The sequence below is a fragment of the Sphingomonas sp. BLCC-B65 genome, from assembly GCF_028550675.1.
Classification (GTDB): domain Bacteria; phylum Actinomycetota; class Actinomycetes; order Actinomycetales; family Microbacteriaceae; genus Microbacterium.
Genome location: NZ_JAQQGL010000001.1, coordinates 2,419,273 through 2,440,378, shown reverse-complemented (window position 1 = coordinate 2,440,378; position 21,106 = coordinate 2,419,273). Strand labels below are relative to the sequence as shown.

Sequence of the window (21,106 nt, the reverse complement as noted above, 5' to 3'; positions counted from 1 at the left end):
TTCACTCAGGTTCTGCGCCGGGGATGTCCAGAAAACGTTGTGAAGCTGTGACCTTCGTGTCCACCCGAGGACGCACACCGCTCGCGCTCCGGCGCCGGGGCGGTGCTGATTCACCGGAAGTACTCTCTTTATGCCCCGTCTGCCTTACCGCCCCGTGACATCCGCCCTCCTCGGCCTCGGCCTCGTGATCGGCGCCGCCACGACCACTGCGGGGGCCCTGCCGGCCTTCGCTGCGAGCGATGCTCCCGCCGCCTCCACCGGCTCGGTCGCCGTCGAGACCACCTCCGCACCGCTCAGCGCGATCACCGCCGGCGGCGTCACCGCGATGAGCGCCGCGCAGAGCGCCGTCGCCGCCGCCGCGAAGGTGTCGATCGACATCTCGGCCTCCGGTCTCGATGTCGGCACCACCGACACCACGGTCGACACCGCCAAGCTCGGCGCCCTCATCACGAAGCTGCGCGCACTCGACGTGACGCCCGCGATGATGATCCCCACGCTCACGTCCGACGCGAAGGCCGAGACCGAGGTCGTCGCCGCCAAGACGGCGAAGCTGCGGGCCGCCCTCGATGCCGCCGTGCAGCGCAAGGCCGCAGAGGAGGCTGCCGCCAAGGCCGCCGCCGAGGCGGCGGCGAAGGCTGCTGCCGAGGCAGCCGCGGCCGCAGAAGCCGCCGCGAAGGCGAAGGCCGAGGAGGCCGCTGCGGCGAAGACCGCGTCGGTCTCGTCGCGTCCGGCCGTCGACGTCAACGTCGACCCGGCATCCGCTCAGGGCATCGCTCGTTCCATGGCGTCGGCCAACTACGGCTGGGGCGACGACCAGTTCGCCTGCCTCGTGTCGCTGTGGAACAAGGAGTCGGGCTGGCGCGTCAACGCCGCCAACAGCAGCGGCGCCTACGGCATCCCGCAGGCTCTCCCCGGGAGCAAGATGGCATCGGCCGGTGCCGACTGGGAGACCAACCCGGCGACCCAGATCGCGTGGGGCATGGGCTACATCGCGGGCCGTTACGGCACGCCGTGCGGCGCGTGGGACCACTCGGAGTCGGTGGGCTGGTACTGAGCAGCGCACACGTACGCCTTCGAACGGCCCGGACCTCTGCGTCCGGGCCGTTCGCCCGTTCTAGGGTGGGCGCATGACGTGGAAGACGCGCGCATCGCGCACCGTGTACGAGAACCGCTGGATCCGCGTCGAGGAGAACGACGTCGTCGGCCCGCACGGCGAGGGCATCTACGGGGTGGTGGAGATGCAGCATCCCGCCGTGTTCGTCGTGGCCGTCGACGATGACGACCGCGTCTGTCTCGTCTCGCTCGAGCGCTACACGACGGGGCCTTCGTGGGAGGTGCCGGCGGGAGGCTCCGACGGCGAAGACCCACTGGCCGCGGCGAAGCGCGAGCTGGCCGAGGAAGCCGGCATCACGGCGGAGCGCTGGACCGCACTCGGCCGGATGAACGCCCTCAACGGCATCGCCCGCGCGCCCGAGTTCGTCTTCCTCGCGCAGGGCGTCTCCCGGGGTGCGGATGCCGAGGCATCCCAGCATGAGGAGGGAATCGACGCGGTGCGGTGGGTACCGTTCGGCCAGGTCCTGCGCATGATCGCCGCCGGCGAGATCACCGACGGCGAGAGTGTCGCCGCGGTCGCGTATGCGGGCATCCACCTCGGACGCTTCGCCTGAGACTCGCGCTCAGACGCTGAGGGGGCGCGCCCTCCATACGACATCCCGATCGCGCGCCGCGGGGTCGACCACGTCGATGCGGTCGATGACGAACCCCTCCCGTTGATAGAACGCGCCGGCGCGGCGATTCGCGGCGACGTGCTCGATGAGCACGCGGGGCGTCCCCTCCGGCAACGCTGCGATCATGGCATCGAGCAGGCGGACGCCGAACCCCCGGCCGCGCCGCCCCGGAGCGACGTACAGCCGATACACGACGGGCTCGCCGCCGGCGGAGCCGAGCTCGCCGACACCGACGAGGGCTCCGTCCGCGTCCACGGCGACCCACACCGCCCCCGCCGCCACCCCTCGGGAGGTGACCTCCGGATTCCACCAGTCGGCCACGAGCTCGGCAGCGGCCGCCGCTCCGATGAGCGGACCGTAGTGCGCCGGGAGCACGTCCGTTCCGAAGGCGCAGATCGCCGGGACCTCCTGCGGGCGCGCGAGACGGATCTCGACGTCGGCGCTCGAGGAGGCGTCGATGGTCACCCCTGCCGGCCCTTGAACCGAGGGTTCTGCTTGTTGATGACGTAGACGCGACCGCGCCGGCGAACGACCTGAGCACCGGGCTGCTCCTTCAGCGACTTGAGCGACGCACGAACTTTCACGAGACCTCCTTGTTGATAATTCTTCTCAATAAGAAGCTAGAGTGAAGGCGTCCGTCCGTCAAACCTGAAAGCAGGCCCCGTCGTGCTGCCCTCTCCCCTCATCGTCGCCGGCGTGTGCACTCCGGAACGTCGGCGCTATGCCGCCGGGCTGGCCGTCGCCACGCAGCGCGGACTGCTGCGCATTTCGACGAGAGACGATGCCGCAGCGCCGACGCCGGACCACCCCGTCACCATCGCTCTCACCCGCGACCGCCGAGACGTCGAACGGTTCGTGATCGATGCCGGCATCGACGTGGACGTGCTCCACCTGGACATCGTGACCCGGACGCCGTCCGCGCCGATCGTGTGCGTCGTGGACGCACGCCACATGCTCGACGATCTGCGCGACCCCAGTCCGCTCGACGAACGGGGAGGCCCCGGCGACGGCGACAGCGGTGCGCGTGCACGCCGAGCCGTCACACTGCTGGAAGCCGCCACACTCGTCAGCATCGTCCGGTGGGAGCACGTGGCGACAGCCGAGCTCTCGATGCTCATGGCGCTGGCCTCGCATCTGGCGCCGCGCGCTCGGGTGCGCCTGTCGCGGGGCCCCAGCGAAGACATCCGCGCACTGATCGACTCCGCGCCGTCCGCCGTCGACGATGGGCCCGTGCTCGAGCGTGCCGGGTGGGTGCGCGCCCTCAACGACGAGCACGACCCCTACATGACCGACCCGCGGGTGAGCACCGTGCGTTACGAACGACTGCGACCGTTCCACCCCTCGCGGCTCGCCGATGCGCTCGACGAGATCGACACCGGGCGCCTCGGTCTTCTGCTGCGATCGGCGGGCTTCTGCCGGATCGCGACCCGACCCGGCATCCTCGCCCGATGGAATCAGGTCGGCTCGGCGATGTGGATCGATCCGCAGGACGCCGGGGCCGAGGCGGCGCTCACCGCGCAGGACATCGCGCTGACCGGGCTGGATCTGATCACCGGTGCGGTGATGGCGACGCTCGACGAGGCACTGTTGACCGACGCGGAGCTGGAGGCCGGGACCGCGGCCTGGGCGGCTTTTACCGATCCCCTCCCCGACTGGCCGGCACTCGCGGAAGACCCCCTCCCGCGAGACCCGTCGGCGTGATCAGGATCCGGATTCCGCGGCATCCGCGCATAGTACGGTGGCCGCGCCGCGTCAACCCACTGCCCTCCGGCGCGCGGACTTCATAGCGTCGAGGCAGGAGTTGGCAGAAGGGAAGACATCATGGGTCTCGACGACAAGATCAAGAACGCGGCCGAGGACATCGGCGGCAAGGTCAAGGAGGGCGTCGGCAAGCTGACGCACAACGAGAAGCTCGAAGCGGAGGGTGAGGCCGACCAGGCCAAGGCCCACGTCAAGAAGGCCGGCGAAGACGTCAAGGACGCGTTCAAGTAAGCCCCCGACCGACGCCCCCACTCCTCGGCGAGTGGGGGCGTCGTCTGCGCGCGGACGACGCCTGCTCGCCGCGCCCGCGAGCCGCCTCGTAGAGTGAGCGGCGAGAGGATGTCGGTCCTCCGAGGGGAGCGCACATCATGGCGGAGAGCATCGAGCCGTTGTTCACGGCGATCGCGCTCGGGTTCGAGGCGATCGGCGCGCTCGCCATGGTCGCCGGATTCGTCATCGCCCTCGTTCTGGCGGTGCGCGCGCTTCGGCGCACCGGGAGCGGCCACGACGCCTACCTGGTGCTGCGCAACACGCTCGGCGCCGCGATCCTGCTCGGGCTGGAGGTTCTCGTGGCCGCCGACCTCATCCGCACGATCACTTCCAAGCCGTCGATCGAAGACGCGGTGATCCTGGGGCTCATCGTGATCATCCGGACCGTTTTGTCCATCTCGATCCAGATCGAGATCGAGGGCACCCTCCCCTGGCGACGGGCGCTGCTGACCAGCGGCGGCCAGGTGCTCGCCCGTTCGATCGCGCGTGAACGCAAGGCCACACGCACGGACGAGGGCCGCGCCGTCACCGACTGAGCCCGGGGGCCGTTCAGCTCGCGGGCTCAGCAAGGTCGTCGGAGCCCACGGTCGACAGCATCCGCCGCGCCGCGAGAGTCCGCTCGCGCATCGCGAGAAACAGCGGAAAGACGAAGGCGAACGCGGTCACGAGCGACACGAGCACGTACAGCCACGGGCGGCGCATGCCCAGCCGCCGTCCTTCGACGATGATCAGGATGCTGCCCGCAATCGCCGCGACCATGATGTCGACACCGATCGACCCGACGGCCGGTCCCGACTGCACGAGATCGAGCAGGTAGTTGCGCATCAGTACGACCGACCAGACGTTCAGCGCGAACGTGCCGACAAGGCCTACGACCGCCAGCACGAGATAGGTGATCGCGAGAGGTGTCCAACGAGCTGTCATGGGCACATTCTCACGCGTCGGCATCGCCACCGTGTGCGATCACTCACGACGAGACCGTGACGAGCACCCGGTGCCACCCCGTCGAACCGTTCGGCGCGATCGGGGCGCGCTGCTGCTCCTGCAGCTCGCCCTTCTTGTTCCAGGCGCGCACCGCGATGTAGTGAGTGCCGGGCGCGGCATCCCATTCGTACATCCACTGCACCCAGCTCTCGTCGTTCACCGGCGTGGAGATCGTCGCGGGAACCCAGCCGGTGTCGTCGATGTTCACCTCGACGCGGGCGACGCCGGTCGGCTGCGCCCACGCCATGCCGGCGACGGGCACACGTCCGGGGGCGACGGGACTGCCGACCTTGGGGACGTCGACACGCGAGGAGAGTTTGATGGGCGCCTGCGCGCTGTAGCCTCGCGGGGTCCAGTACGCCTCATCAGCGGCGAAGGTCGTCACCTTCAGCTCGGTCAGCCACTTCGTCGCCGAGACGTACCCGTAGAGCCCTGGGACGATCATCCGCACCGGAAAGCCGTGCTCGGCAGGTAGCGGCTCGCCGTTCATCGCGACCGCCAGAATCGCGTCGAGTCCATCATCCGTGAGCGCCGACAGCGGAGTGCTCGCGGTGTAGCCGTCGACGCTGCGTGAGAGCACCATGTCGGCGCCGCCTTGCGGTCCCGCCATCCGCAGAATGTCGCGGACGGGCACGCCGAGCCATCTCGCATTGCCCACCAGCCCGCCGCCGACCTCGTTCGACACGCACGTCAAGGTGATGCCGTACTCGTCCAGCCCCATGCCCACAAGGTCGTCGAAGCTCAGCTCGATGCGACGGTCGACCATGCCGTCCACGACGAGGCGCCACGTCGTCGGATCGATGGCCGGGACGGTGAGCGCCGTGTCGACGCGGTAGAAGTCGGCGTTCGGCGTGAACAGCGGCGAGAGACCGGGAACGTCGAGCTCGGCGCCCGCGGGTACGGTCAGCGTTCGGCGAGGGGCCGGCAGCTTCAGCGCATCGCGGATCGCGTCGACCGATGAGGTCGCGGCCGTCACGACGCGTGCCGTGACGCCGACGATCACGGCGGAGACCCCGGCCACGCCCGCGAGGCGGAAGAAGCCGCGCCGACCGAGCGCCCGTGCCTCGTCCGGCGCGGAGTCGGTTTCGGCAGAGTCCGGACCGGGCCGCCGCCAGCGCCGCAGGCGGCGACCGAGCATCACGAGAACGACGGATGCCGCGGCCGCCCCGACCACGGGAGGAACGAACGACAACGGCGTGACTCCGGTGCGCGAAACGACGGCGGCGGTCGACAGCACGCCGGCGATCGCGACGACCACGACGCCGAGAGGGCTGCGCACGTACTCGAGCACTCCCCCGATCGCCGAGGCGATCACGACGGCGAGGCCGAGACCGGCGAGGAGGGCGATCTTGTCGTTGGAGCCGAACGTGGCGATCGCGAACTCTTTGAAGGGCTGGGGGACGATGTCGATCACGAAGCCACCGACCGCCAGGATCGGGCTAGCGTTGCGCGCGACGAGCATCGCCAGCAGCTCGGCGACGCCGAGGAACACCGCACCGCTGACAAGGCCCGCGAGGGCGGCGAGGGCGAGCGACACGCGCCGGCCGGTGTGCGTGGTCACGATGGTCTCCTGCCGCCGGGGTCGGGGTACCTGTGTTGTTCGTCGCTACCGCGCAATCGGATGGGTGGCGGCCTTCTAGGCTGACTGCATGATCCATCTCGTCGCACGGCGCATCGACCCCGATCACCTCGACCGCGTTGTGGAGTGGCTCCGCACCGTGAACGGTCCGCGTCGCCAAGAGGCACTCGCCTCACTCGCCGCGGAACGCGTCCGTCATGAGACGGCGATGATCCTTGACGGCGCGGATGGCCCCGTCCTTGTGTACGCCATGGAGACCGACGACATCGCCCACTCCCGAGCCGTCGCCGACATGTCGCCCCGCGCGATCGACGCAGAGCACCGCGCCGTCATGCGCGCGGCCGATGCTGGCGGGGTGGACTGCGACATCGTGCTGGATCTGCGGGCGGTATGACCGACGGCCTGGCAATCGAGGTGGCGGACGACGCCGTCGAGGGAGAACGAAATGACCGCCGTCACAGCTCGCCGCTTCCATCGGCCGCGGCACCGTCCGGCGGAGCCGTGAAGGAAACCGGCGTGCCGGTCGCCCGCGCGTAGGCGATCTCCGCCGCCGTCGATGCGCCGATATAGCCGCCCGGGTTGACGACGAGCACGCGATCGGCGAGGTCGATCTTGTGGCGGTGCAGCGCATCGAGGTGCGCCTTCTGGTCTGCGCTGACATCGCCGTCCATCTCGGCGGGCGCGAGAACGACGACGCCGCGAAGTGTGAGGTCACGGCTCGCGTCGCGCATCTCGTCGGCGAAGCGCGCGGATCCGCAGATGCACACGATGTCGGGGCGAACGGGCATAGCCCAGTCTCCCATTCCAGCCCGACAGAGCCCCTCGCGGGGCGTCGGGTCGCCGCCGTGCCCCACAGCCCGCACAGCCCGCACAGCCCAAGTGTTCGACGCCAGACGGTTTGGCAAAGGTGTTCACTCAGCTTCCCCGTAATTCCGCATGAGCCGCTACGCCTCATCCAGGCTCCACCGCCAGGCGCTATGTCAGCGGCAGACGCTGACCTCCTCGATATCCTTGTCGTCCGACCGCCGGTGCACCATCGGGCGATGTCTCGGGCTCCTTGTATGCTCCGACCATGGCCGATGCAGAACACACGACTCATGTGTCGGCACTCCCCGCTCTTGACCCGATCCTCGGCACTCTCCCTCCCAGCCCATCGCCGTATCGAGTGACGATGTCGGACGTACATTCGCTGTTCGTTGCCAGCGCCCCCTTCAAGGAGCGCCGCGAACGCCTCTTCAGAGCGTTCGCTCTTTATGCGGAAACCATCTGGACGGAGATCCCTGGAGCGCTCCTCTGGGTCGACGGCGGTTTCGTCACGCACAAGTCATGGGAGGAGCCGCATGATGTGGACGTCGCGATCATTGCAGATGACGTTCCAGCGGAGTCCAAGCGACGCCTCGCGACACAGGGTCTTCTGACCTTCGACGACACCAGTGGCACAATCAATTCGAAGCAACTCCCGATCGGCAAGCTCGCGCCGTTCGGGGGGATGATCGACTCCTACTTGGCGTCGTCCAACACCGCTTCGTTCTACCGCGTTCAGTGGTCGAGAGTACGCGGCCCGGACGGTCAGATCATCCCGAATGCGTCAAAGGGCTTCTTGGAGGTGGCTCGTGGAATCATCTAGCCCATCCACCGCCTCCAGCGAGCTTCGTCGCTCGATCCGTCACTTGCTCGCGGAGAGTGACTATGAGCTTGAGTTGGGGTCGCTCCTCGCTGTGATCCGCGACGATCCAGAACTTGTTCGCATCGCTGAAGCCGAACTTGCGCCGAGGAACGGCCACTTGGAGTTGCACCTGGATGGCGGTTCCGTGAAGGGCCATGCGACAGTAGCGAAGTCATTCGGCCAGTTCGTGACGAGAATGGCGGACGCCACCAAAGCAGCCGTGCGTGAAATGGCGGGGCTGGCTGCCCTGCCCGACGAGTTGCTCGTGGAGGCCGGCGCAGGTTCAGTCCGGGTTACGTTCGTTGCGCCGCCTCGCCATGATCCCGCCGCCGAGATATCGGTCCCCGAGATCGCAGATGAGATTCTGCCCGATGAGGACGGGTATTCAGAAGCGCTCCGCCGCATTGCCGTCGTGCTCTCCAACGCCGACACGGCGTCTTTGGATGACGAGGACCTCAACGCAGCTGTAGGGCTCCTCCCTTCCAGCGCGCGTCATCATCTGCGAGTGGCGCTCGACCAAGTTCAAAAGGGCGCATGGTCAATTGATGGAGAGTTCAGCCAGCGAGGCGTGGGGCGAGTACAGCTCCACGTAGGGGAATCTGGCGTTGGCTACCTCCGGGAGAAGCTCACGGAGACCGTCACGCAACGCGAGGCGCGTGAGGCCAAGGGGTTCCTGGACGGGCACACATGGTCGAAGGGGACCATGCGGCTCATACTCGAACCGACCGGCGAGACACTCACTGCCTCGTTCGGAAGCCCCGGAGTCCAGCTCGAGGTCGCAAGACTCGACGCGAACCCAAGCCAGCGCGTGCGGGTAAAGCTTGATGTCTTGATCACCCGCACTCTTGCGCTTCCGGACGGGCGCCGTAGCTACGTTGTGCAAGAGATCGAACCGGTTGACGAAGAATCGCTCTTCTCAGTAGAGCCGGGGAGTGGAGCATAAGGGTTCCGGAAGTTGTGCCAGTCGCTCGCTTCCTCCACCCAGTTCTACACGCCCCGCTCGCCCAGGAGACCCTTCGCGCGCGCAGCGTTTTCGAGCGGTGCGACGACCTCATCTCCTACTGCCGTCCGAATCGCCGCCACGAGTCTGCGCAGGCGGTAGGAAAGAGTGAATCCCACTGGGGTCGTGTTCTTCACGCGAGCCATGAAGTACTGGACCAGCTCTCGCCCGTGCATCGCAAACACTCCACCCGGAATGTCGGCGAGGAATGAGCGCTCACCTAACCCGGGCGGATTCGCACCGAATAGCGCGATTCCTGCCGGGACGCTTGTGCCAATGTAGGGGATGACATCTGCCCAGCACGCGAGCTCCTCTGGCGATGCGTTTCGCGGCACACCGTTGAGCCGGTCTGTGATGTGAACTCGCAGCCAGTGCTCCCATACCGCCGCACCATCAACCCGCTCGGCCCCAAGGAATCGGATGGTCGCTTCGGCGAACTGCTCCGCGTACGCTCCATCCTCCGAAAGCACACTTCGGTCGAGCAGCGCCTGCCGTTCGTCGTCCGTAATACCAGCGAAAGATGCGACCGAGGCGCTCACACCAAAGAACTGCTGCCGGATCATCTCATCGCCGATTTCTTCGAGTCGATCCCACTGAGCCACCAGCGCGCCCATCAGACCGGCAGCGAGCAACTTGTCGTTGTAGCGCGGGTGATAAAGGAACGCCTTCCAGACGAGTGCTGCACCCTCGGCATCACTGAACAGCGGGAGAAGGTGAGCGGAGGCAAACTCAGCATCAGCGGCGAACAGGAAGAACAACTGGCTTGCGAGCGCAGGGCGCGTCGCGTCGAGAGCATGCGGGGGCCCGACGAGTAGTTGAGCAAGCGACGCGTGCTCCTCTTCGTTGAGGCCCACCCAATCGTCACGGTGCTGCCGCCAACGCCGATCGATTTCGGTCAGCCAGTAGAGGGCAAGGCTGCCGGGCCACGAGTTGAGATACAGAGGCGCCATCGACATCACGTCAAGGCCGTCGGTATGGCTGAAGGCACTGCCATGAGCTTGCCAGAGCGCCTGAGCTAGAGCTCGCATGCTCTTCAGGGAGTCATCTTCGGCGTCATCGACCCGCTTACGCACTTGTTCAAGTAGAAAGCGCCCAATCTGATGCGCGGCCCCAGCGTCTGACACGAGCGTGCTCGCGCTATCGACGGCAAGCAGCGCTACGGATCCGAGATCAGCCTTCGTCCATCCGGCAACTATGGCTCGAAGCATCCCAGCCCGTCGAGCCGGATCTTGGACCTGTTCAAGGGCCTCATTCCAGAGAGCGTCACCAATCGCAGCGTCGTTCTCGACTACCTGCGTGACTAAGGTGAGCGCGTCGTCCCAGCTCGGCTCATCGAACGCCCGGTCCGAGAAGTCTCTCGAGAGCAGATCCTTGAGCGCCGTTGAGGCATCCGCGCGGACGGCGGCCAAGAACTCTGATGGATCTAATGGCAGCTGCCCGCCCCATGTGCCTGATGACATCCATGTGTCGAAGTCCGGATGCTCCCTCGGAATGAAGTCCGGGTTGGTTTGCTGGATGACCCCGAGAGCAGTAGCGGCCCCCGCCCAAGCTGGTGCGCTCGCGACAAGCCAAACGAGCAAATTGTACTTGCCATACTGGACGTGACGATCGCGGTCAGGAGTCTCAGCAGGGAAGGCCGGTCCTTCGGCTACGAGCTCAAGAACCCGCTCTCGAATCTCATCTGACGCGTTCTCGACACTTGCCGCAAGAACCGCGTAGGTTTCGTGCTTGAGACCGTCCTCGTAGAGGTTGCTCCGCTCTAGCAACCACCCGAGCTTTGCGTTCGAGTCGAGATCCGGAGCGGTCGCGATGAGGTGGAGCGCTAGTCGCTGGAGCAGAGCGCGGCCGGTCGCCCACCACCTATCGGGTAAGCGGTCTTCAGTTCCACGCGCCCGCACACCGAAGTCGCGTAGCGCGTCGATGATCGCATCGAGAGGCTCGCGGATTTCATCCTGTTGATGCGGTTCGATTGCCGACCGACCGAATGAGTGTGGATCCCAACCGACCTCTCCACGATAGGCATCAAGTAGGTCGTATGCAGAAGCCACCGATTCCTCAAGCGCGAGGCCCAACGAATGGTCCCCCGGCGGAGACGCTTGAACTGCCGCGGAGAGGTGTGGCGTCAGGGAGTATTCTTCCCCGTTCCATTTGACTTCGGCATCGGGCACGGTCGTCGGCGCCTCGTGCTCCTCGATGAACCATCGCCGCTTCAGGACCAGAAACGGGCGTAGGGCGAACCTCAGTACCGGCACACTTCGCGCCTCAAGGCCAGAGACGACCGGAAGCAGTATGTCCGAACGCGCGGGGGCCGTAAATCCGTGCACCGAAGTCGCGAGAAACGCACGCCATCGTTCGCTTGCTTTCGGGTCGGATCGCGACAACTCGTCAACAGCGAAACTCGCAGCCGTGAACAACGGTTCTGCGAAGTTCTGCCCGAGGCGCTGGACAGTTTGGAGTGCCGAACCGTGCAGCACCGGATCCGCGAGGAACGTGCGGCAAAACCAGTTCGCGAGGATCACGGAGGCGTCGCCGACAGCTCCGGCTTCGAAGAGCCGTTTGAAGCCTGCGAAGCTTTCTAGCCAATGAAGCCATTCGAGCTTCAACTCGGTCGGTCCTGATGCGGTCGCCTTTGCGAAGTCGGCGGCACCGTCGCGGCAACTTAGCCGTCCGATTAGGTAATCCCGATCTACTGGAGTGACAGCGGGCCCGGCGGCAACAATCTCCTCTACACGGACGCCATGCTCAAGCTGCCCCATCCGAGCGCGAACATCCCACGCCTCGAGGGCTCGGACAAGCGCGCCATGATCGTTCCCCGAGACCGGATAGGCCACCGGCTGGACACCCAGGCGTCGCCATTTGGCGTCATGAGCGCTCTCCTCGCTCGTCAGGACGAAGCGTGGTGTACCAGAAGGTAGACCGAGTGCGAGGTACCGCATGATCGGGTCGTCGTGGCTGTAGCCAATGAAAACCACTGTGAATCGCTGGAACATGGGCAGCAGAAACCGCGTGGCCCACGCAGCGGTGAGGTAGGCACGACCGAAATCCTTATCGGTGAGAACAAGCTCGCCGGGTTGCCGTGTCACAGATCCATGGAGGTGAACGAGTCCTTGGAAGTCGTCCCCGAGCGGTAGCGCGGGACCGATCCACTTTTCTGCGATCGCGACGCCCTGTCCCGCTGCCGCTGAAGCGAGATGGTCATCGAAGTTGGTCGTAACTATCCTCAGGGTGCCGGTCGCGGAAGCCAATCGAACGAGAGCTCTATGGGTGGAGTTCGGCATCGAGCCGCCATTCGAAATGATGTCGCGAGTGTGGCCGTGAGTGTCGAAATCATCCGGCATGGATCCGAGGAAGTAGTCGATGGCAATTGCGTCGTCGTATGAGACGCGAGCCAGGCCGGCAAGCCTCTTCGCGAGCGCCCCAAACAGAGGTAGATCCGAAGGGTGGTCAACACTCGCTCCCGCACCGACGAAGAACACAAGACGATCCTCGGCCTGCGCTGCAAGTACTTCATCGGGCAGTTCAACGTCACCGGTGATCCACATCAGGCGGTCGACACCTCACCATGCGCAAAGAGTTCCGCCTGCTCCAACACCAACTCCACTGCCTTCGCCTCGGCGTCCGGCGGATAGTCGTAGCGAGCGAGGAGGCGTCTCACCTTGGAGCGCATCGGTGCGCGGACGCTCTCCTTCTGATCCCAGTCGATGACCACGCTTGACCGTACCGCCCAGACGAGATCGACCGCGATCTTCTTCAGCGTGTCATCGCCCATCTCTAGCGCGGCGTCGTTCTGAGCGATCGCGTCATAGAGGGCGACCTCGGCCGTCTCCCGCCCCGGATATGCCTTTGAGATTCGGATGGGATCGATGCGCGTCAGCTCAAGTTCGCTTACTTGATCGGGCCCGATATCGCACACCCGACCGCCGTACTTCACCTCGACAGTCACAGCTGCGAGTTCCGAGGCAGTGTGCCCGGATGGCGCGAAGGTTGTCAGGATCACCGTGCGAGGTCTCTCGTGGTCGAGGATCGTGAGCCTGACAGTGCGTACTTCGGGTACGTGCTCGGCGCCAAGCTACGTCGGGCGGGTGGAGCGTTGCGCGACGCGCCGAACGACTGACAGATTCAGTGGCGCGGATGACACGCGCTTGGCGCTACTGACAACTTGCGTGGCGTCGAACACCAAGATTCGACTTTCGTATGAAGTCACGAAAAGGTAACGGAAACCCCTTGTGGCCGTTATCTGGTCGTTATAGAGTGCTCGCACGGTAGTTGTTTTGCTGTGGCAGCTACCGGCATGTGATTGCAGGACACTCTTGGTGCAAGGGACAAGGGCCGGTCGGAAGCCTCTCCGACCGGCCCTTACTCTTGCGTTGATTCCTCCCCAGACGGGGCCATCCGACGGTTATCCACAATGCGCCGTTGACCAGGACTTATCCCGCTCCAGTGTCGGAGGTCCGCGACAGAATGAGGTCATGGCCACCACCGAGTCCCCCACGACGCGCGATGAGCGCGCGCTCGTCGGTGAGATCGTCGAGGCGCTCGTCGACCGGCGCCGACGTATTGCATCGCTGCAGGCGGAAGAGGCCGTGCTGCTGCACGCGGCGCAGGAGCAGGCGCTCGCGCAACGCGACGTCACCTGCGCCGATCCGAATGCTCCGGACGACATCACGATCCGGTCGATCGCCGCCGAGATCGGTGCGGCGACACAGCAGTCCGACCGCACGATCCAGTCACGGATGGACGAGGCTTCGACGCTGGTGACACGCTTTCCGGCGACGCTCCATGCACTGACGACCGGCCGGATCAGCCGCGCGCACGCGGCGGTGATCACGGATGCCGGGGCACGCCTCACCGACGACGACGCCCGCGCCGCCTACGAGACGGCGGTCCTGCCGGTGGCCGAACGCGAGACGGTCGGCAGACTGCGACCCATCGCCCGCCGCCTCGCCGACGCCCTTCATCCGACGCCGATCGATGACCGCCACCGCGACGCCCGCCGCCAGCGCCGCGTCTGGGTCTGCGATCGCGAGGACGGTATCGCGGAACTCGGCCTCACCGGCCCCGCCCACCTCGTGCACGGCGTCTACGACCGCCTGACCCAGCTCGCACGCGCCGTCCTCGACGCGCCCCGCCCCGCAGCCCCGGACGATGAGACGATCACGGCGACCGTGGATGCCGCGTCCGCGACCGCTCCCGACACACGACGGCTGGATGAGGTTCGCGTCGACGTCGCACTCGACCTCCTGCTCTGCGGACATGCGACCGCCGAAGCGAGCGCCCAGAGCATCCCCGGGGCCGATGCGATCCGCGCCCGCATCCAGGTCACGGTTCCCGCGATGAGCCTGCTCGGCGCCGCGGACGAGGCGGCCGACCTGACCGGATACGGTCCGATCGGCCCCGACCTCGCGCGACAGCTCGCGGGCAGAGCCGCCGGGTGGGATCGGCTGTTCACCAGCCCGACGACGGGGGCCGTCCTCGCGATCGACCGCTACCGCCCGTCTCGTGACCAACTGCGCATGCTCCGCGCGCGCGACGAGCACTGCCGCTTTCCCGGATGCCGCCAACCGATGCAACGCTGCGACGTCGACCACACCGTCGCCCGCGAACACGACGGGCCGACGTCGGTCACGAACCTGGCGCATCTGTGCCGACGGCATCACACTCTCAAACACCATTCCGCCTGGCGCGTCCGCCAACGGGCGGACGGCATTCTCGAATGGACGAGCCCGATGGGTCGGCGATACGACGACCGTCCCGCGCGCACTCTCGTCTTCGACCCGGCGCCGTTCTGAGACCGACGCGGCAACCGCGATCGCGAGACCGACGCGACACCGGAGCATGCCCCCTCCCGTGATGGAATGTCACCATGCCCGACGACGTCATCTCGCTCACCCTCGACGGCACACCCGACCTCCCGAGCGCGATACTCCAGACCCTCTACCGCCTCACCGGACGATCCACGGTCGAGATGCGACTCGGCATCCAGCGTCACGAGCCGCTCTTCACCGCCGCGCTCTTCGGGCCCGACCACATCGATGTCGTCCCCCGCCTCGAGAAGACCATCGCGTACCTCGACGAACTGGGCCTGCCGTTCGCGCTGCACGCTCAGTTCGACGGCGAGCGCGACGACATCGACCGGGCGACGCTCCGCAGCATCCTGGAGGGCGACGGCGGCACGCTCTGACGTCGTCGCGACCAGTCGACGAGCCGGTCAGACGCCGCCGCCTCCGCCACCCCCGCCCCCGCCCCCGGCGGAACCGCCCCCTCCCGATCCACCCGACGTCGATGACGACGACATCGCCGCGCTCGACAGCGAACCGATCCCCGCCGAGAACGACGACGCATCGAAGACTCCGGTGCCGTAGTACCAGTACGGACCGGCCGCGCCGACCGCCGTGTACAGCACCGCCAGCTGCGCCGACCACTGCTTCTCCTGGCCGAACACCACCGCGTAGGGCAGCAGCTTCTCGTACAGATCCAGCTTCTGGCGCGGGTCGTTCACGTCCACCGCCACCCGCTCCGCCCCCGCCGGCGATTGGAGCATCCGAATGCGGTCGGCCTCGGCCCACCGGATGAACTCCTCCAGCCCCCGCAGGTGATCGCGGGTTTCGGCTCCGAGCGCTGTGAGGGGCCTGCGTGAGCAGATGCCGATCACCACGACCGCGATCGCCACGCTGATGCCGATCACCGTCCAGGGAAGGGCCGGCTGCACGTACGCTCCGATCGCGACGAACCCCAGACCCAGGGACAGCCCTGCGCCGACGACGGCGAGCAGGATCGGCAACCAGCGGGCACGAAGCGGCACCGCTCTGCGCAGTCCGCGCACGGCCAACTCCGTCTCCGCCGCCGCGAGGATCTTCTGCGCCACCTTGGAGAAGCGCGTGTCCTGCTTTCCGAACGGGTACTGCGCGCCCGGCATCCCGCCCGGGAACAACCCGTCCAGCAGCATCATCCCGTCGCCGTCCGCTTTCGAGCGGTCGACCAGCTCCGCAATGAGCTTGGGCTTGCCCCAGCCACGCCCGTCGGACTCCAGGATGCGGATCGACCCGCGCACCGCCTGCTCCAGCACTTCTGCGGGGATCGCCTTCGCCGCTTGCCCGAGCAGCACGGCACTCTCGAGCGCATCCACGATCTGCGGAGGATCGTACTCCGCGATGATCGTGGGCCGACCGGGCTCATCCGCCAGCTCGCGCCGCCGCGCACGCAGACCCAGAACACCCGCTCCGACGGCGAGCGCACCGGCGCCCAGCTGTCCCCAGCCGATCGGGGAGGCCAGGTACCCGGAATCGAAGGTCGCAAAAGTCCCCTCCGCGAACCCGACGGCGATCGTGAGCGTCTGGTGCGGCTGCACATCGTCAGCGACGGCCGTGACGACGACACCCCCGGCGCTGCCCGCGGCATCCGGCGCCGACGAGATCGACCCGCAGGACGCCGTCGCCCCCTGATCCCCCTGATAGCAGGACATGCGCCCCGTCAGGGATGCCGCGAGTGGGGCGTCCAGGTGCAGCCGAGCCGTGACGTGCCCGAAGGACTGACCCCAGTCGACGCCGTTGACATCCCAGTAGAACTCCAGGCCGGAGTCGGCAAAGACCCACGTCACGTTCTCGAGCGTGTAGGTGAGGACGAAGGTCTGCGCACCGCGCAGGTACTCGTCCGACCGCGAGACGACCGAGAACACGCCGTCTTGATCTTCCACCTCGCTCGGTCGTGGTGATCCGTCGCCGTCCGTCACCGAGACGAGTTCGGGGCGCAGCGGCTGACCGTTGTAGGAGTCGGGGATCTGGCGGCGGATGCCGTGGTTCTGATCCGCGTCAGGGAACTGTGCGACGAGCGTCTCGACGACGCGCAGCCGACTGGTGCCGTCGGCGGCCCGCGTCAGGGTGTAGTCGGCCGTCATCGACGAGAAGGAGAAGTCGTCGACCGCTGTCGCCGCTCCGGCCCACGCAGGACTCGCCGTTCCGGCCGCCACCGCGACCGCGATACCGACGATCGCGAGCGCGACGCCGACGATCCGTGCACGTACGCGCCCCATGGGCTTCAGCCTATGGGCGACGTCCGGGTGGCGCACTACAGTTGACGCCATGACCGACCGCCGCCTCGCCATCTCCGCGTGGGAGAGCCTCTTTCGCGCGCAGCACGAGATTTTGCGCGAGATCAGCGAAGACTTCGGCGAGGACGAGCTGACACAGGCCGAATACGACGTGCTGCTCACCGTCGTCCGAGGTGATGACAACAGTGCGCGCCTGCGCGACGTGACCGCCAACATGCTCATCAGCCAGCCGAGCGTCTCGCGACTGGTCGACCGCATGGTCGCCCGCGACCTCATCAGCAAGTGCGTCGATCCGCTCGACGGGCGCGGCGCGGTCGTCCGCGCGACCGAACGGGGGGTGGCCGCGTTCCGGCGCCTCGCGACCGTGCACGGTCGATCGATCGCCGAGCGGATGTCGGTGCTCAGCGACGACGAGCTGACACAGTTGCAGCGACTGACGACGAAGCTGCGGGGCGCCTGAGCCGTCAGGACCCGCGCGACGGGTTCGTCGCCTTACCCTTGAGCCATAGGGTGTCGCTCTCGTCGCTGTGCGACGTGCCGCTGCCCACGTGGGTCGACGCGATCTTGGGCCCCTTTGTGATCACGTGCACGAGCGCCATCGCGTGCCCGCGCCCGAGCCCGTAGTCCTCGGCGAGCCATGCGACGATCTCACCCGCCTTCGTCCCCGGTCCGAAGCCCTTCGCGCTGGCTTCGTCTACGAGCTCCTGTGGCGTCCGCCCGGTCTTGTCCTCGATGTTGTCGAGATATGCCTGAAACGACATCCTTGCCCCTTCCTCTGACCTCTCCCCGGCTACCACCGGTTGCGGACATCCTCCGCGAAACCTTCGATGCCGTCGAACGCGATCACGCCGCCGTCCCCGGCGAACGTCCCCGACCAGGTGCCGAAGCACTGATCCGTTCGCGAGGAGACCACGCCGAGGTTCGTCGCCGACTTCTTGTCGTAGAACGGGGTGAACACGGCATCCAGGCCTCCCCCGCGCACCCGCCACGGACGCAACGGCGCGGCGCGCTCGTACTCCCAGACCACCGACGCAGAGATCTTGTGCAGAACACCGTCGAGCACGACGGCGTTCTCCGTCGAGCCCGTCCCGTCGGTCCACCGTCCCCCGACCTGGATGCCGAGGCTGCGCCCGTCTGCGAGGGTGCCTGATCCCGCACCCCAGTTCCACGACACGTCGTAGGGCCAGCGCCCCCGCCCGTGGTCGAGCACCGCCCACGATCCCTGCCCGACGTCGTAGTCGATGCCGTCGAGCGTCAGCACCCCGGATGCCGGGAGCGCGACATCCTTCACGGTGTACTGGAAGCGCCGAGACGACCATGGCACGACGACCGCCAGCAGCTCGTGTCCGGGCGGGCGGCGCACCGTGATGTCGAAAGACGCGTCCGCGATCTCCGCGTGCAGACGCCAAAGCGTTCCCCGCTCGGCGGGAGTGATCGTCGCGGCGAGATCCGCGTGTCGCGCGATGGCGATGCCCGTGCCGAGCGACGCGGGAAGGGATACCTCGCGCGACGGCAGCACCGTCACACTGCGACCCCACGACCGGGTCGTGGCGCGATCGTGGATCCACACTTCGTGCACGGCCGCATAGTCCAGCGACGACACCGTGAGCGAGACGATGTGCGTGGGAGTCATGACGTTCCAGTACTCCCAGCGCTTGTTGCGCCCCCACGAGCGGACGAAACGTCCGCGCCCGATGCCACGGGTGTCGATGAGCGGCGCGCGGGCGAAGCCGATCGCCTCCGGGTTGAGTCGACCATCGGGACCGGTGAGGGCGACGGGTTCGGTGATCTCGCGCTCGCGCGCGACGGGGGGTGCGGTCATCGGCATCCTTGCTGACGTTCCGAGTGCTGGTACTTCCGGCGGGTGCTTCGACACTAGCGTGCGCACGCGAACCGCCCCGGTCCTCGCGGACACGGGGCGGCTGCGCGCGGTGCGGGACTACTGCTCGACCGGCTGCGGCTCCTGCGCGGATTCGTGCGCCTGGATCGTCGGCGCCGCGCCATCGGCGACGACCTGGACCTTGCGCGGCTTCGCCTTCTCGCTCACGGGGATCGTGACCGTCAGCACGCCGTTGCTGTAGGTGGCGGCGATGCCATCGGTGTCGATGCCCTGACCGAGGTTCAGCTGGCGGAGGAAGCTCGCGGTCTCACGCTCGCGCGTGATCCACTTCACGCCGTCGCCCTCGCTGAGGGTGCGCTCGGCACGAATGGTCAGCAGCTGGCCGTCCACATCGATGTCGACCGAGCCCGGGTCGATTCCCGGAAGGTCGGCGCTGAGCACGTAGTGGTCGCCGTCGCGGTAAAGGTCCATCGGCATCCGGCGGGGTCCCCGGCGCGTGTCGAAGAGGCCCGACGCGATGCGGTCGAGGTCACGGAACGGGTCATACGTGGCCATTGTTCTCTCCTTGTCGTGTGTCACTGTGATGGTCTGTCAAAGTTGAGCCTCATTGACTCAACTGCCATCAGATTAGCACTCGCCCCATGAGAGTGCCAGTGGTTCACGCATGGCGAACACGAGCGGTTGCGGGCGCCGTTCAGCACTCCACGACGTTGACGGCGAGTCCGCCCTCGCTGGTCTCCTTGTACTTGGTCGACATGTCGATGCCGGTCTGACGCATCGTCTCGACCACGGCATCCAACGGTACGTAGTGCGTGCCGTCGCCACGCAGCGCGAGGCGCGCGGCGGTGACCGCCGTGGATGCCGCGATCGCGTTGCGCTCGATGCAGGGGATCTGCACGAGTCCGCCCACAGGGTCGCACGTCAGACCCAGATGGTGCTCCATCGCGATCTCGGCGGCGTTCTCGATCTGGCGGTTCGTGCCGCCCATCACCGCGGTCAAGCCGCCGGCAGCCATCGCGCACGCCGAGCCGACCTCGGCTTGACACCCGCCCTCGGCTCCCGAGATCGAGGCGTTGGCCTTGAAGAGCGAACCGAGAGCCGTGGCCGTCAAGAGGAATCGACGGATGCCGCGACGACGGTTCGCCTCGGCGAGCTCCTGCGCGGTGGCGACGACCTCCTCCGGCCCCTGCGGACCACCCTGCCCGCCGTGCAGCCCGAGAAGCGCCGAGCCGACGAGTTCGCCGTAGGGCGTCACCGCATTCTCGGCGCCGATCCCGGCATCCGCGAGGAAGCGCCACCAGTACATCGCGACGGCGGGCAGGATGCCGGCAGCACCGTTCGTCGGCGCCGTCACGACCCGACCACCGGCGGCGTTCTCCTCGTTGACAGCCAGCGCGAACGCGCCGAGCCACTCACCGGGAAGCTCGCGCCCCGTCGCCTCGACGCTCTCCAGCTGCGCGCGGATCGCGCCCGCACGCCGCTTCACCTTCAGCATTCCCGGCAGCACCCCGTCGGCGTGCAGGCCCGCATCGACGCACGCCGCCATGGCGTCCCAGATCGCGTCGAGGCCGGCCGCGACGTCTGCTTCCGGTCGCAGCGCCTCCTCGTTGCGCCGGGCGACCTCCGCGATCGTGAGCCCGTAGGTATCGCAGACGTCCAGCAGCTGCGCCGCCGTGGCGTACGGCAGCGGGAAGGATGCCGCGGCCACCGCCGCGCCCTCCCCTTCGCGGCGGATGAAGCCGCCGCCGATCGAGTAGTACGTGTCCTCGCGCAGCACCGCACCGGCGGCATCGCGGGCGACGAGGGTCATCGCGTTCGGATGTCCGGGAAGACGCGTCCGCGGTGCGAGCGAGATGTCTGAGCGTGAGAAAGGGATCGGGATGCGACCGTCCAGGAGGAGGTGCGCCCCGTCGACCCAATCGGTCCAGGCACCCCGCACGCGCGCCGGATCGACGGTCTCGGCCGCGAACCCCTGCAGGCCCGCGACGACCGCGTCGGGCGTGCCGTGTCCGATGCCGGTGGCGCCGAGCGAACCGTAAAGGACGCACTCCACCCGGAAGAGCCCCGGCAGATCCCCGACGCGGCGCGCGAAATCTCGGGCCGCGCGCAGCGGGCCCACCGTATGGGAGCTCGATGGTCCTACCCCGATGGAGAACAGGTCGAACGCCGAGACGTACGCACTCACGTGTGTGAGCCTACGCCGCCCGCCGCGCCGGGCCCTGCCCGATACGC

23 protein-coding genes are annotated in these 21,106 nt (G+C 67.3%); 11 read left to right on the top strand and 12 right to left on the bottom strand.

What is annotated here, in order from left to right; translation table 11 throughout:
• Nucleotides 1–130 precede the first annotated feature (130 nt).
• Both PP359_RS11530 and PP359_RS11525 read left to right on the top strand, forming a co-directional pair.
• Nucleotides 131–1,054 (top strand): aggregation-promoting factor C-terminal-like domain-containing protein, encoded by a 924-nt coding sequence (locus tag PP359_RS11530; protein WP_499250646.1) that lies wholly within the window; start codon nucleotides 131–133, stop codon nucleotides 1,052–1,054.
• Between the two features lie 73 nt (nucleotides 1,055–1,127).
• The gene (locus tag PP359_RS11525; protein ID WP_499250645.1) at nucleotides 1,128–1,667 is read left to right on the top strand and encodes an NUDIX domain-containing protein; all 540 of its coding nucleotides are present in this window, start codon (nucleotides 1,128–1,130) and stop codon (nucleotides 1,665–1,667) included.
• A 9-nt stretch (nucleotides 1,668–1,676) separates the two neighbouring features.
• Here the strand turns inward: PP359_RS11525 and PP359_RS11520 are convergent, their stop codons facing one another.
• Both PP359_RS11520 and ykgO read right to left on the bottom strand, forming a co-directional pair.
• Complete coding sequence (locus tag PP359_RS11520; protein WP_499250644.1) at nucleotides 1,677–2,192, bottom strand: GNAT family N-acetyltransferase; 516 nt, start codon at nucleotides 2,190–2,192, stop codon at nucleotides 1,677–1,679.
• Nucleotides 2,189–2,311: a type B 50S ribosomal protein L36 gene (gene ykgO, locus PP359_RS11515; RefSeq protein ID WP_005049715.1), complete on the bottom strand. Its 123-nt coding sequence runs from the start codon at nucleotides 2,309–2,311 to the stop codon at nucleotides 2,189–2,191. Before ykgO ends, PP359_RS11520 begins: the two co-directional genes overlap by 4 nt.
• An 82-nt stretch (nucleotides 2,312–2,393) precedes the next feature.
• On the opposite strand from ykgO, the gene PP359_RS11510 reads away from it, so the two are divergent.
• The 3 genes from PP359_RS11510 to PP359_RS11500 all read left to right on the top strand — a co-directional run bounded on the left by PP359_RS11510 (nucleotide 2,394) and on the right by PP359_RS11500 (nucleotide 4,294).
• Nucleotides 2,394–3,428: a GTP-binding protein gene (locus PP359_RS11510; protein ID WP_499250643.1), complete on the top strand. Its 1,035-nt coding sequence runs from the start codon at nucleotides 2,394–2,396 to the stop codon at nucleotides 3,426–3,428.
• A gap of 120 nt (nucleotides 3,429–3,548) precedes the next feature.
• Nucleotides 3,549–3,719, top strand: coding sequence for a CsbD family protein (locus tag PP359_RS11505; RefSeq protein WP_036320714.1), 171 nt, complete (start codon nucleotides 3,549–3,551; stop codon nucleotides 3,717–3,719).
• Nucleotides 3,720–3,856: 137 nt separating this feature from the next.
• Entirely contained in the window at nucleotides 3,857–4,294 is a 438-nt protein-coding gene (locus tag PP359_RS11500; protein WP_036320717.1) for a DUF1622 domain-containing protein, read from the top strand.
• Between the two features lie 13 nt (nucleotides 4,295–4,307).
• On the opposite strand, the gene PP359_RS11495 is transcribed toward PP359_RS11500, so the two are convergent.
• Together PP359_RS11495 and PP359_RS11490 are read right to left on the bottom strand one after the other, a co-directional pair.
• A complete protein-coding gene (locus PP359_RS11495; protein ID WP_499250642.1) occupies nucleotides 4,308–4,682 on the bottom strand; it encodes a DUF2834 domain-containing protein in 375 nt (124 codons plus the stop codon).
• 43 nt (nucleotides 4,683–4,725) lie between these two features.
• A complete protein-coding gene (locus PP359_RS11490) occupies nucleotides 4,726–6,303 on the bottom strand; it encodes a molybdopterin-dependent oxidoreductase (RefSeq protein WP_499250641.1) in 1,578 nt (525 codons plus the stop codon).
• A gap of 88 nt (nucleotides 6,304–6,391) precedes the next feature.
• Here PP359_RS11490 and PP359_RS11485 point away from each other — a divergent pair, with 88 nt between their 5' ends.
• Nucleotides 6,392–6,715: a DUF6176 family protein gene (locus tag PP359_RS11485; RefSeq protein WP_499250640.1), complete on the top strand. Its 324-nt coding sequence runs from the start codon at nucleotides 6,392–6,394 to the stop codon at nucleotides 6,713–6,715.
• A gap of 61 nt (nucleotides 6,716–6,776) precedes the next feature.
• Here PP359_RS11485 and PP359_RS11480 read toward each other — a convergent pair whose 3' ends face one another.
• Nucleotides 6,777–7,109, bottom strand: coding sequence for a hypothetical protein (locus PP359_RS11480; RefSeq protein ID WP_499250639.1), 333 nt, complete (start codon nucleotides 7,107–7,109; stop codon nucleotides 6,777–6,779).
• Nucleotides 7,110–7,393: 284 nt separating this feature from the next.
• Between PP359_RS11480 and PP359_RS11475 the strand changes: the two genes are divergently transcribed.
• Both PP359_RS11475 and PP359_RS11470 read left to right on the top strand, forming a co-directional pair.
• On the top strand, nucleotides 7,394–7,948 hold the full coding sequence (locus PP359_RS11475; protein WP_499250638.1) for a DUF6932 family protein: 555 nt from the start codon (nucleotides 7,394–7,396) through the stop codon (nucleotides 7,946–7,948).
• 43 nt (nucleotides 7,949–7,991) lie between these two features.
• Nucleotides 7,992–8,930 carry a hypothetical protein gene (locus PP359_RS11470; protein WP_499250637.1) on the top strand — a complete coding sequence of 313 codons (939 nt, stop codon included), beginning with the start codon at nucleotides 7,992–7,994 and terminating at the stop codon, nucleotides 8,928–8,930.
• A gap of 44 nt (nucleotides 8,931–8,974) precedes the next feature.
• Here the strand turns inward: PP359_RS11470 and PP359_RS11465 are convergent, their stop codons facing one another.
• Together PP359_RS11465 and PP359_RS11460 are read right to left on the bottom strand one after the other, a co-directional pair.
• Nucleotides 8,975–12,529, bottom strand: a complete 3,555-nt coding sequence (locus tag PP359_RS11465) for an SIR2 family protein (protein WP_499250636.1) — start codon at nucleotides 12,527–12,529, stop codon at nucleotides 8,975–8,977.
• The gene (locus tag PP359_RS11460) at nucleotides 12,529–12,930 is read right to left on the bottom strand and encodes a type I restriction enzyme endonuclease domain-containing protein (RefSeq protein ID WP_499250635.1); all 402 of its coding nucleotides are present in this window, start codon (nucleotides 12,928–12,930) and stop codon (nucleotides 12,529–12,531) included. Before PP359_RS11460 ends, PP359_RS11465 begins: the two co-directional genes overlap by 1 nt.
• A 526-nt stretch (nucleotides 12,931–13,456) precedes the next feature.
• On the opposite strand from PP359_RS11460, the gene PP359_RS11455 reads away from it, so the two are divergent.
• A complete protein-coding gene (locus PP359_RS11455; RefSeq protein ID WP_499250634.1) occupies nucleotides 13,457–14,776 on the top strand; it encodes an HNH endonuclease signature motif containing protein in 1,320 nt (439 codons plus the stop codon).
• Between the two features lie 74 nt (nucleotides 14,777–14,850).
• Entirely contained in the window at nucleotides 14,851–15,168 is a 318-nt protein-coding gene (locus tag PP359_RS11450) for a hypothetical protein (protein ID WP_295819398.1), read from the top strand.
• A 27-nt stretch (nucleotides 15,169–15,195) separates the two neighbouring features.
• Here the strand turns inward: PP359_RS11450 and PP359_RS11445 are convergent, their stop codons facing one another.
• A complete protein-coding gene (locus tag PP359_RS11445; RefSeq protein ID WP_294947129.1) occupies nucleotides 15,196–17,016 on the bottom strand; it encodes a DUF2207 domain-containing protein in 1,821 nt (606 codons plus the stop codon).
• 49 nt (nucleotides 17,017–17,065) lie between these two features.
• On the opposite strand from PP359_RS11445, the gene PP359_RS11440 reads away from it, so the two are divergent.
• Complete coding sequence (locus PP359_RS11440) at nucleotides 17,066–17,494, top strand: MarR family winged helix-turn-helix transcriptional regulator (protein ID WP_036316225.1); 429 nt, start codon at nucleotides 17,066–17,068, stop codon at nucleotides 17,492–17,494.
• 4 nt (nucleotides 17,495–17,498) lie between these two features.
• On the opposite strand, the gene PP359_RS11435 is transcribed toward PP359_RS11440, so the two are convergent.
• From PP359_RS11435 to PP359_RS11420, 4 genes are all read right to left on the bottom strand, one after another.
• Entirely contained in the window at nucleotides 17,499–17,795 is a 297-nt protein-coding gene (locus PP359_RS11435) for a DUF4287 domain-containing protein (RefSeq protein WP_294947133.1), read from the bottom strand.
• A gap of 29 nt (nucleotides 17,796–17,824) precedes the next feature.
• Complete coding sequence (locus PP359_RS11430; RefSeq protein WP_294947136.1) at nucleotides 17,825–18,856, bottom strand: DUF2804 domain-containing protein; 1,032 nt, start codon at nucleotides 18,854–18,856, stop codon at nucleotides 17,825–17,827.
• Nucleotides 18,857–18,973: 117 nt separating this feature from the next.
• Complete coding sequence (locus PP359_RS11425; RefSeq protein WP_016464249.1) at nucleotides 18,974–19,429, bottom strand: Hsp20/alpha crystallin family protein; 456 nt, start codon at nucleotides 19,427–19,429, stop codon at nucleotides 18,974–18,976.
• A 139-nt stretch (nucleotides 19,430–19,568) separates the two neighbouring features.
• Nucleotides 19,569–21,059, bottom strand: a complete 1,491-nt coding sequence (locus PP359_RS11420) for an L-serine ammonia-lyase, iron-sulfur-dependent, subunit alpha (RefSeq protein WP_499250633.1) — start codon at nucleotides 21,057–21,059, stop codon at nucleotides 19,569–19,571.
• Between the last annotated feature and the right edge of the window lie 47 nt (nucleotides 21,060–21,106).